The following is an 11,731-nucleotide window of genomic DNA, read 5'->3' as shown; positions in this document are numbered from 1 at the left end:
ATAGATATATTGAAGTGGTACAAGTCTTATCTGTGAGAATTACTACATTTGTAAATAACAATAAACAGACTTTATGAATACCATTTTAATTGCAATAATTATTGCAAATGCATTGTTTAGCTTTAAAGGCTTTAATGACTTATCTTTTTTTAGAAAATATGAATTCCATATGGGAAGTGTTCGCGCTGGTGAGCAAATTCGACTAATCTCCTCCGGTTTTCTTCATGCTGACATAGCGCATTTAGCTTTCAATATGATCACGCTCTACTTTTTCGCTCCCGTAGTTATTGGTTATTTAGGAAGTTTGTCATTTGTAATTATCTATTTAGGAAGTTTAGTTTTCGGAAGTTTATTGACCATATTATTTCATAAAGACGATTATAATTATAGAGCAGTAGGAGCATCGGGAGCTGTTACGGGTGTTTTATATTCGGCGATATTATTACAGCCCGATATGATGTTAGGTATCTTTTTTATAATTCCAATGCCAGCTTATCTTTTCGGAATCCTTTATTTACTGTATTCTATCTACGGAATGAGAGCTAAGAATGACAACATTGGACATACAGCACATTTTGGAGGCGCTATCGGAGGGTATTTGATTACTCTGATTTCTAATCCAAGTTTAGTGGTTGATCATACTTTTATGGTGGTGTTACTTACTATTCCAATAATTATTCTTTTTGTGATGGCAAAAATGGGAAAACTATAGTGGCACAACTTTTGAAAGGTAAATACTTCATAAATTAATTAAAATAAATCAAAATGAAAAAAGCGCTAATAGCTCTGTCGATGATGTTGATGACCATGTCATACGCACAAGAAATCAAACAAGTTCCGCAAATCAGTGTTGCAGGAGAAGGAAAGGTAAAAGTTGTTCCAGACCAAGCTACTATTACAGCGACTGTGGAAACAAAGGGGAATAATGCTAAGGACGTAAAAAAGCAAAATGACCAACAAATGGAAGCGGTTCTTAAAATCATTAAAAAGATGAATTTGGCACCAGCTGATTATAGAACCCAGCGTGTTTCATTGAATCCAGTTTATGACTATGAGAAAAAGAAAACGAGTTATAATGCGACGCAAACCGTTGAAATTCTATTGAGAAATTTATCGCAGTACGATGAGTTGATGGAAGGACTAGTGAATCAGGGAATCAATAGAATTGATAATGTGGTTTTCCAATCTTCAAAATTAGCACAACACCAATCAGAAGCTAGAAAATTAGCGATGAAAGACGCTAAACTCAAAGCAGAAGACTATGTGTCTGTATTGGGGCAAAAAGTAGGCAAAGCGATGACTGTATCAGACAACTCTCAAAACTACCAACCACAGCCTATTTATGCAAGAATGAAATCGATGGCTATGGAAGACAGCTCGGCTCCAAGAGAGACGCTGGCTGAAGGTGAAATCACGATAACTGCAAATGTAAGCGTGAGTTTTATATTAGAATAATTTTAACTTTTTAAAATTAAACAAATTTTATTTACGGAGCATTCCAAATTGAATAGGATGGATTCTATGAAGTTCATTTCATAAACCATCTTTTCGTTTGTCGGTTATTAAAAATAAAAAAAAAAAAACACTTGTGATTAAAAATTGCAAGTGTTTTTTTGTTTGAAATTTGCTCTAAAACAGCAGGAAATATAAAGAAAATAAAGCGTCATTTTGCCGTTTTATTTTATGTTTAAGTATCTGTTAAAATTGGTTTTATTTTAGATGTAAAATAAAAAAAGTAGTTCCGTTATTCAAGTTTAACTAACGAATTTATAACCGTTTGCTTTTCTGTTTTCAGACAATATCTTTCATACGTATGACGCATGCGATCTGTTTCTGAGCTAGCTCGTTGTAATTTTTTAATTTAAATGTTTTGTTACAATTAAATTTCTACCTACTATTTTAAATGATTTTTTAAGTTAATTCTATGTTAAGAATGAAGCTGGTATTTTAACATAATTAACAAAATTTGAACCAACTCATCTTGAAAATTGTTGTTAGTCGAAAATATTTCATCAGATAATGTTTAATGTTGTTAATTTAACTTAACTAATCAAAGAAATAACAAATTATGACAAAAAAAGTAATCAGATTGCTGTTTGTACTATGTATGGTATGTACTTATGGTATGAATGCACAAACAACTGTAAAGGGAGTTGTTGTAGATTCGGCTACGAAAGTTGCACTGCCAGGTGTAAGTATCGTTATTAAAGGAACATCAAATGGGACTACTACAGATTTTGATGGGAATTATAGTATAAATGTTCCTAATAATGAGACGGCCTTAGAGTTTTCTTATATAGGTTTTGTGTCGCAAGTAGCTCAAGTTAATGGAAGAGGTACTATTAATATTTCACTTATAGAAGATATTAGTAAGCTGGATGAAGTTGTCGTAACGGCACTTGGTATTAAGAGAGACCGTAAATCTTTAGGATATTCTGTGCAAGAATTGAAAGGACAGAGTCTTACTGAAGCAAGAGAAACTAATGTAGCAAATGCTTTGTCTGGAAAAATTTCTGGATTACAGGTTATTAAAGGAAGTAACGGACCTGCAAGTTCTTCAAAAATTGTTTTAAGAGGTAATAGTTCGCTTACAGGTGATAATCAGCCGCTTATTGTTGTGGATGGAGTTCCTATGGATAACTTTACTGGAGCAGATAATAATGACTTCTTTAATCCTTCTCAGGATTTAGGTAACGGTTTAGGTGATTTAAATCCCGACGATATTGAAACAATGACCGTTTTAAAAGGAGCTTCTGCAGCGGCCTTATACGGTTCACGTGCAGGAAATGGTGTGATTTTAATTACTACAAAAACCGGTAAATCAAGAAAAGGTTTAGGTATTACTTTTTCTGTAACAACAGGATTTGAACGATTGTTTTTAGAGCCAGAAACGCAAAGATCTTTTGGTCAAGGTAGTGAAGGCGTTTTTAGAAATGATTCCCGTACAAGTTGGGGGCCTAAAATTGCTGGACAAGAAGTAGTTGACTTTAACGGTAATACTACAAGATTAAGTTCTCATGATAATATAGGAAACTTTTACACAGGTGGTTTCAATCAAACTTATAGTTTGTCGTTTCAACAACAAGTTTCAGATGCTACATCACTTTATTCATCAGTTAACTATCTAAAAGATGATAGTAATATTCCTGGAGCAACTTTACAAAGACTGAATTTGATGACCAGAGCAGTTTCAAAATTTGGTGAAAATAAAAAATGGACTTCCGATGTAAAAGTGCAGTACATTAATATGGAGGCTGGTAACAGACCTTTAAACGGTAGTAATGTAAATAATGCGTTTGGTACTATTGCTCAAATGCCAGCGTCAATAGATGTTAATGAGTACAGAGATGCTAGTGATGAATTCGGAAAAATGAGATGGTTTGTTGCCGAAAACTCTGAAAATCCATATTGGTCAGCAAAAAATAGATTAAGTACAGATACAAGAGATCGTTTCTTATTAAATGGTTCATTAAAATACCAAGTTAACGATTGGTTGAGTTCTGAAGTTAAAGCGGGAGCCGATTTATACGACACTACAAACGAAGCTAAATTGTATTCAGGTAGTCCAGGAAATAATACAGGTCGCTACAGTTTTGGAAAAGATTCGTTCATTGAAACAAATTATAGTTTCTTGTTACTTGCAAACAAAGATGACGTTGTAGGTAAATTCGGTACTGCTGCAACTCTTGGAGGAAATTTAATGGCAAGAAAATCTAATTACCTTAATGGTAGTTCTGGAGATCTTGTTGTTCCCAACTTGTTTTCATTAAACAATGGCGTAAATAGCCCGTCAATAGGACAAGGTTCAAGCGAAAGAAGAACAAATTCTATCTATGGAACTTTCCAAATTAATTATGATGGATATGCCTTCCTTGATTTTACAGGGCGTAATGATTGGTCTTCTACTTTAAGTGAAGAAAACAGATCATTCTTTTATCCATCTATAAGTGCTTCATTTGTAGTAACTGATATGTTGACTAAACAAGGTGCTGAGTTACCTGCTTGGTTGAGTTTTGGTAAACTTAGAGCGTCGTATGCTACTGTAGGTAATGACTTGAATCCTTACCAATTGTATAATTATTATTCAATAGGAAACGATGCAAATAATAATACTACTGCAGGATCAAATAAAACACTTTTCAACCCTGAGGTAAAAAGTGAGTTAATTAAATCTAAAGAACTTGGTTTAGAAGTTCGTTTTTTCCAAAATCGTTTAGGATTAGATTTTGCTTGGTATCAGTCTAACGCTACTAATCAATTAATCGATTTGCCTTTAGATCCATTAAGTGGATACAATTTTAAAAAAGTTAACGCTGGAGATGTTCAAAATAAAGGTGTTGAACTGTCAATTATTGGAAAAGTAATTCACAATCCAAAAGGATTCAATTGGGAGTCAAGTTTAAACTATTCTCACAACAGAAACACAATCGAAAGTTTAGCAGATGATGTAACACAATTCCGTTTAGGTGGTTTTGATAATTTAGCTGTTTTGGCAGTTGAAAGAGGTGGTTATGGTGAAATTTGGGGAACTAGATACTCAAGAGTAGAAGATAAGACAAGTCCTAATTTTGGAAAAATCATTGTGGATGGTAATGGATTGCCTATCGCCTCAAGTGAGAAATTTAAATTAGGTTCGCAACAACCAGATGCTATGCTAGGTTTTTCTAATACATTTACTTATAAAAACTTTTCCTTTGGTTTCTTGATTGACGCGCGCTTTGGTGGTGAAATATTTTCAGGATCAAATCATGCACTACAAGAATCTGGAAATGCTGCCGTTACTGTTGTTAATGGTGAACGAAATGATCTTATTGTAGATGGAGTTGTTAGTAATGGAACTGGAGGATTTACAGCAAATACTTTACCAGTTTCTGCACAAAGATACTGGGAGGCAATAACTGCTAGAACAGGTAACTTAGGTATTAATGAGGCTAATATATATGATGCAACTAATATTCGTTTGAGAAATATTAACGTAAACTTTGCCATGCCAAAAGACTGGTTAGGAGCTACAGGTATTCAAAGTGCTAAGATCGGATTGTCTGCAAATAACGTTTGGATGATAAAAAACAGCTTAAACGGTATTGATCCAGAGTCTGTTTTTGCAACAGGTACAAATGCAACAGGTTTTGAGTATTTGTCATCACCTACAACAAGTAGTGTGTTTTTTAACGTATCATTAAGTTTCTAAAATTTAAAGCAAATTAGTTATGAAAAAAATAATAAGAAATATAAGCTTGATGGGACTCGTGTTAGCAACTTCCCTGTCTTGTTCCAATTTTGAAGAGGTTAACGTAGACCCGACTGCAGCAAATGCGGATCAAGTACAAATAGAATATTTTATCAATAGTTCTATCGGAGGAGCACAGCAAGACCCAAACATCGCAGAACGTGTTTTTGTATTGTATTGGGATGATGCAGGAAGAATGACTCGAGTAGGAACTTTATCTGAAGGTTCTTCAAATGATGACTGGACCAGTCAATATTATAATAATTATGTTTCTTCTTGGTTAAGAAATATTAATGCAGGTATTAAAATTGCAGATGAGCAATTGGAAGCTGGTAAAGCTAGACCTTATACTGCAAATCTTAAACAAGTTGCTAGAATTTGGCGCGCCTATATGATGAGCGAAATGAGTGATAATTTCGGACCGATTCCAGTGAATGGATTTCAAGGTTCAAATCCAGAATACAGTGATGTGAAAGAGGTATATTATTACATGTTGCAAGAATTAGCAGAAGCTACTACTGCGTTAGATCTTAGCGTTGATAATGCAGACAATTCATTGAAAAAATTAGATCCAGCTTATGGATACGATTATGTAAAATGGAAAAAGTATGGTAACTCTCTAAGAATGCGTTTAGCGATGCGTTTGTCAGAAGTAGATGCAGCTAAAGCAAAACAAGAGTTTGAAGCTGCTGTAGCTGATGTATACATCAAAGATGCTTCTGATAACTTCGCGGTACAGGAAGTTGCAGGTTACAACGATTATACTGGTGTAATGACAAGAGAGTGGTGGGATCATGAAATATCAGCAACCCTAAACAACTTAATGATTGGTTTAGGTGGAGTTCCTTCTGCGAATATGTTGTCTGCAGATAAACTTTCATATATTAAGCCTGCAAATTATATGGGGCTTAAATTTGAGAACCATTTTACATCGTTAACAAATGATCCTTCGGCTGGGTTTTTCTTTGACGGTTTGCACAATACGATTGATCCAAGAGCTTACGATTTGTATGCAATCCCAGGGGATTTTAACAACCCAGAATTTAATACCTACCCATCTTGGACGAACGGAGCGAAAACGACTAAAAGAACGTTAGTAGATGCTGATAATAAAGTTGTAAAAGAAATTGACGCTGCTTACAGTTGGAATGCTTATGTTGGTGGAAATTGGGGAGCTAAAGGAGTTAAAAATAATATTTATGCCTACACAGGGACATTACCTCGTTTAGCCAACAAATATAGAAATAGCTCTAATAAAAGAATTTTCTTTGCGTCATGGGAATCTTATTTCTTAATTGCTGAAGCAGCAGTAAGAGGTTGGAGTGTACCTATGAGCGGACAATCTGCTTACGAGCAAGGAATTGCTGCTAGTTTTGCTTACAATGGTGTTTCGGGACAATTAAGTACTTATTTGGCTTCGCAAGATTACAGCAGAGTTGGAACTTCTGTTAGTTGGGGACATACAGCAGAGCCACCAGCAACAGTAGTAATGACGTTTAAAGATGGATATACTAATGCTACAGGAACTTATAACATGAAGTATCCTGTAAATAATATATATAAAAATGGAACTGTGAAAAATGACCTTTTGACTAAGATTATAACTCAGAAGTTTATTGCTCAAACGCCATGGTTGCCATTAGAAACTTGGAGTGATCATAGAAGACTTGGTTTGCCATTTTTCGAAAACCCAGCTATTGAAACGCCGTTGACAGACATGCCTGCTTTAACAACGGCTAATTACATGACTAACAGTATTAAGTTTTATGGACAGCGTTTAAAATATCCTTCTAACTTTGGTAGTAATATTCCCGGTGGATATCAGCAAGCTTTAGGTAAATTAGGTGGTCCTGATTCTGTATTTACTCCATTGTGGTGGGCAAAACAACAGTAAGTTAGTTTTTATAGATAATTATTAAAAATACATACTAGCTTTTCTAAGTTGCTATGTATTGAATTTGAAGAAGTTTTATGAAATTAGTTTCATAAAACTTCTTCTCATTTTCAGAAGATCGAGTTAAAATATTTAAACACTTGCATCTCTAATTTGCAAGTGTTTTTGTGTTTGAAAATTATCACTAAAGTGGAAATAAGACATAGGGGCTAAAAAAAAACAGCAATTAATTGCTGTTTTTTTTTGGATGATTTATAAAGTAAATGAATTAATAGAATCGTCTTGTAGAATTAAAGAGAAGAATTTAAAATCGTTTCCTTGACCTCTTCCAGATACGATCTTCCAATGGTGTAGCGCATTCCATCTATTTCAAGGCTGTTACCTTCTACAGTATCAATTTTATTAATGGCAATCGTGTACGATCGGTGAATTCTTATGAACTCTCCAGACGGCAGTTGGTCTGTAAAATCAGATAGGGTGCTGTGAATAAGAAATTTACCATTGATGGTATTTATTTTTAAATAGTCTTTAAGGCATTCGATAACTAATATTTCGTCTAAAAAAATCTTCTTCATTTTTTTCTTATCGATTTTAATGAAAATAAAGGGACGTTTTTTATTAGTGTCTACTGCAACTTTGTTGCTTTCTAAACGGCTATATACTTTGTTTAAAGCCTTCATGAACCTTGGGAACTCTATTGGTTTTACTAAATAATCAAGAACGTCAAGGTTAAAACTCTCAGATGCATACTCGGTGTAGGCACTTGTAATGATGATTAGAGGTGGTTCTTTTAAACTTTTAATAAAATTTAGTCCATCCAAAATAGGCATATTAATATCAAGGAAGATTACATCAACAGTATTGTTATTTAAAAAATTCAATCCATCAATAGCATTATTAAAAGTCGCTACTATTTCAGCGTTTTCTATTTGTTGTAAATAATTCTTGATGACATTAACAGCTAATGGCTCGTCGTCAATAATTAAAAATTTAAGTTTCATACGTATTAATTTAAAAAATGAGAGCCTAATCTATGTGAAATAACGGTATACTCTTTAACTTACTTTTATTTTTAATATGACGGTAAATATGTTATTATCAGTACTTATTTTAAGATCATATTCTTGCTGATCGTAGCCTAATATTAATCTTTTTTTTACGTTTTCCAAGCCTATTCCGCTAGATTGATCTAGACTGCTCTTGATCTGTGATACGGCAGGTAGTGGATTTGTAATGGTAAAGTAAAGGAAATTTTTAATGATAGTAAAGTCAATATCGATTTTAACAATTCCGATGTTTTTATTTACGCCATGTTTGAAGGCGTTTTCGACAAAAGTCAGCAATAAAATGGGCGCTATTTCCTTATCCAATATATCACCCGAAATAGTCATATTGATACGCAATAAATCATCATGGCGAATTTTTTCTAAATCTAAATAATTCTGAATGCAAAGTATTTCATTCTCTAAAGATTGTCGTTCTAGTTTTGTTTCATAAAGTAGGTATCGCATTAACTCTGAAAGCTTTAAAATAATTTTTGGTGTTTTGTTAGACTTTTCGAGCGCTAAGGAGTGAATGTTATTGAGTGTGTTGAAGAAAAAGTGTGGGGATATCTGTGATTTTAAAAACAGTAGTTCTGTTTCTAATTGGGCTTTTTCAAGATCGGCAACCCTTTTATGTTCTTTAAGAAAATCTAAGGTTACTTTAATGGCGGTAACAAAAGTGATGACATACAGCTCGCCCAACATCATATCAATACTGTAATTTAATGATAGCTTGGTTATGGTGTGCGGTCCCTCGGGCCAGACATTAGTGCTTATTAAGAAATAAGTAAGATTAAACTTGATAACCACCATTAAAAAAAGCGCAGATATCATTAGAATTAAATACAAAAAATATTTTCTGTTGAACAAGAATTTTGGCATCAGGAAATAAATATTGAAATAACATAAAATAATATGAATAGGGAATCCCAGAAGATTTGTTTTTAAAGAATATAAGTAGTCATTAAAGTAACTTCCCCATCTAAAAGTATTGAAAAGAAAATAGACAGACCAAAAAATAATGTGATGCCAAAACGATATTTTGTGTAATCGATTAGATGTATAGTTCATTAAAAAATATTTTTTATGATGTTCAGGAGACTTAAGGTGTCGTACGTCTAAATTTATTTTAATTTCGGCTAAATTTATGAAAATTTATCAATTGAAGTTATTTTGAATTTATTTTTTGCTAAAAAACGCTTATCACCCGAGAAGCAGGAATAGCTAATAGTTTCATTATTATTTTAGAATTTTTATACACAAGAAGCATTTAATAAATCAGATTAAAATAGAATCATGAAAAATAAGTATCTAATTATTCTAGCCGCTGCTCTACTAATAAGCTGTAATAAAACTGCAGAAGAAAAAGGGAATGAGATTACAGACCTAAGTAGTTATGTGGATCCATTTATTGGAACCGGAGGACACGGACATACCTATCCAGGTGCGACTGTTCCTTTTGGAATGTTACAAGTAAGTCCGGTAAACGGAGTGAGTGCTTGGGACTGGTGTTCAGGTTACCACTATTCAGATGATGTAGCGATTGGTTTCAGTCATTTGAGCTTGAGCGGAACGGGTATTGGAGATCTAGCTGATATTATTTTTATGCCAGTAAACAAAGAAGTAGATTTATCTGTAAAGGCAACTTCGCGAGATAGCATCGCTTACAAATCGTCTTACAGCCATAAAAACGAAAAAGCGACCCCAGGTTACTATCAAGTTTTCTTAGAAGACCACAATGTTAATGTAGAACTTACTACTTCGACAAGAACTGCTTTTCATAAATACACCTTTAAAGAAGGTGATAAACAAGCGGTAGCTATTGATTTAGGGTTTGCCATCAACTGGGATAAAGCTGTTGAAACTTCCTTAAAAGTAGAAGATGATTATACGATAAGCGGTTACCGTCACAGCAAAGGTTGGGCTAACAACCAAAAAGTATTTTTTGTTGCCAAATTTTCAAAACCAATAGCAACTCATAATTTGTATCAAAGTGGTGAAATTACCAAAGAAGCTTCAGTCAAAGCACCTAAGACTTCGGCACAATTATTTTTTGACGCTGCTAATACTAAGGAGTTAAACGTTCAAGTAGCCCTTTCTTCTGTAAGTGTAGCTAATGCCAAAGACAATTTAGATCCAGCAGACGCTACTTTTGAAGACACGAAGAAAGCGGCTAATAAATTATGGAATTCGGCTTTATCGCACATTGTTGTCGAGACTCCGGTAGATTCTTTAAAAACTATATTTTACACTGCATTATACCATGCACAAGTAGCGCCAGTAACTTTTAGTGATAAAAACGGACAGTTTAGATTAGAAAAGGACAGTATTGTCACTGCCAAGAATTACACGGCTTATTCGACACTTTCACTTTGGGACACCTTTAGAGCGGAGCATCCTTTGTTAACGCTAATTGCTCCTGATAGAGTTTCTGATATTGTTAATTCGATGTTAGCCTATTACGAAACTAAAAAAACATTACCGGTTTGGACATTATACGGAAACGAAACTAACACGATGACAGGATATCATTCGATTCCAGTAATTGTAGAAGCATATAAAAAAGGAATTCGTGGCTTTGATGCTGAAAAAGCTTTTGAAGCGATGAAAAACACCATGATGAAAAACGACCGAGGACTTATCTATTATAAAAAATACGGGTTTATACCTTATAGTTTAATAGATGAATCAGTTACTATTACTTTAGAATATGCTTATGATGATTGGTGTGTGGCTCAAATGGCCAAAGAACTAGGTAAAGAGGCTGATTATCAGTATTTCTTAAATCGATCTAAAGCATACCAACATCTTTTTGATAATGAAAGTGGGTTTATGCGCGGAAAATCAGTTGATGGAAAATCGTGGAATACACCTTTCGATCCTAAACATTCGAACCATAGAGAACAAACTGATTATACTGAAGGTAACGCTTGGCAACACAGTTGGTTTGTACCGCATGCAGTGGATAATTTAATTGAAATTCATGGTGGTAACGAGCAATTTGCAGGTCGTTTAGAAAAACTATTCACAGAGAGTTCTGAAATTACAGGTGATAATGTTTCTGCTGATATTACAGGACTTATTGGTCAATATGCGCATGGTAACGAACCGAGTCACCACATCGCTTATATGTTCAATCATGCTAATCAACCTTGGCGTACACAATATTGGGCGCGTCATATTATGGATACCCAATACAATACAACGCCAAATGGATTAAGTGGTAATGAAGACTGCGGACAAATGAGTGCTTGGTACGTTTTGAGTTCTATTGGTTTATATCCTATGAATCCTGCTTCGGGCGAGTATGAAATAGGAAGTCCAATTTTCGAAAAATCAACTATTAATCTTCCAGAAAATAAAACGTTTGTGATTGAAGCTAAACATGTTTCGCATAATAATTTCTACATACAATCAGCTACATTAAACGGAAAACCTTTTAATAAAACGACATTGTCACATCAAGATATTTTAAAAGGCGGTACGTTGCATTTTGTTATGGGGAATAAACCCAATAAAAATTGGGGAATAAGAGACAAAGCGCAACAACAAACTAAAAACTAA

Annotated in this window: 7 protein-coding genes; 5 read left to right on the top strand and 2 right to left on the bottom strand. The window is 34.0% G+C overall.

Going from position 1 to position 11,731, the window contains the following annotated elements:
* The first annotated feature begins 73 nt into the window (after window positions 1-73).
* The 4 genes from E0F98_RS09705 to E0F98_RS09690 all read left to right on the top strand — a co-directional run bounded on the left by E0F98_RS09705 (window position 74) and on the right by E0F98_RS09690 (window position 7,124).
* Window positions 74-712 carry a rhomboid family intramembrane serine protease gene (locus tag E0F98_RS09705; RefSeq protein ID WP_132110909.1) on the top strand — a complete coding sequence of 213 codons (639 nt, stop codon included), beginning with the start codon at window positions 74-76 and terminating at the stop codon, window positions 710-712.
* 53 nt (window positions 713-765) lie between these two features.
* Window positions 766-1,455 carry an SIMPL domain-containing protein gene (locus E0F98_RS09700; RefSeq protein ID WP_132110907.1) on the top strand — a complete coding sequence of 230 codons (690 nt, stop codon included), beginning with the start codon at window positions 766-768 and terminating at the stop codon, window positions 1,453-1,455.
* A gap of 613 nt (window positions 1,456-2,068) precedes the next feature.
* Complete coding sequence (locus tag E0F98_RS09695; RefSeq protein WP_132110905.1) at window positions 2,069-5,191, top strand: SusC/RagA family TonB-linked outer membrane protein; 3,123 nt, start codon at window positions 2,069-2,071, stop codon at window positions 5,189-5,191.
* A 19-nt stretch (window positions 5,192-5,210) separates the two neighbouring features.
* A complete protein-coding gene (locus E0F98_RS09690) occupies window positions 5,211-7,124 on the top strand; it encodes a SusD/RagB family nutrient-binding outer membrane lipoprotein (protein ID WP_132110903.1) in 1,914 nt (637 codons plus the stop codon).
* 290 nt (window positions 7,125-7,414) lie between these two features.
* Here the strand turns inward: E0F98_RS09690 and E0F98_RS09685 are convergent, their stop codons facing one another.
* On the bottom strand, window positions 7,415-8,125 hold the full coding sequence (locus tag E0F98_RS09685; protein WP_132110901.1) for a LytR/AlgR family response regulator transcription factor: 711 nt from the start codon (window positions 8,123-8,125) through the stop codon (window positions 7,415-7,417).
* Window positions 8,126-8,179: 54 nt separating this feature from the next.
* Window positions 8,180-9,001: a sensor histidine kinase gene (locus E0F98_RS09680; protein ID WP_317126195.1), complete on the bottom strand. Its 822-nt coding sequence runs from the start codon at window positions 8,999-9,001 to the stop codon at window positions 8,180-8,182.
* Window positions 9,002-9,463: 462 nt separating this feature from the next.
* Here E0F98_RS09680 and E0F98_RS09675 point away from each other — a divergent pair, with 462 nt between their 5' ends.
* On the top strand, window positions 9,464-11,731 hold the full coding sequence (locus tag E0F98_RS09675; protein WP_132110897.1) for a GH92 family glycosyl hydrolase: 2,268 nt from the start codon (window positions 9,464-9,466) through the stop codon (window positions 11,729-11,731).

Source organism: Flavobacterium hiemivividum (genome assembly GCF_004349145.1).
Taxonomy (GTDB): domain Bacteria; phylum Bacteroidota; class Bacteroidia; order Flavobacteriales; family Flavobacteriaceae; genus Flavobacterium; species Flavobacterium hiemivividum.
This window is presented reverse-complemented; position numbering and strand designations above follow the sequence as displayed.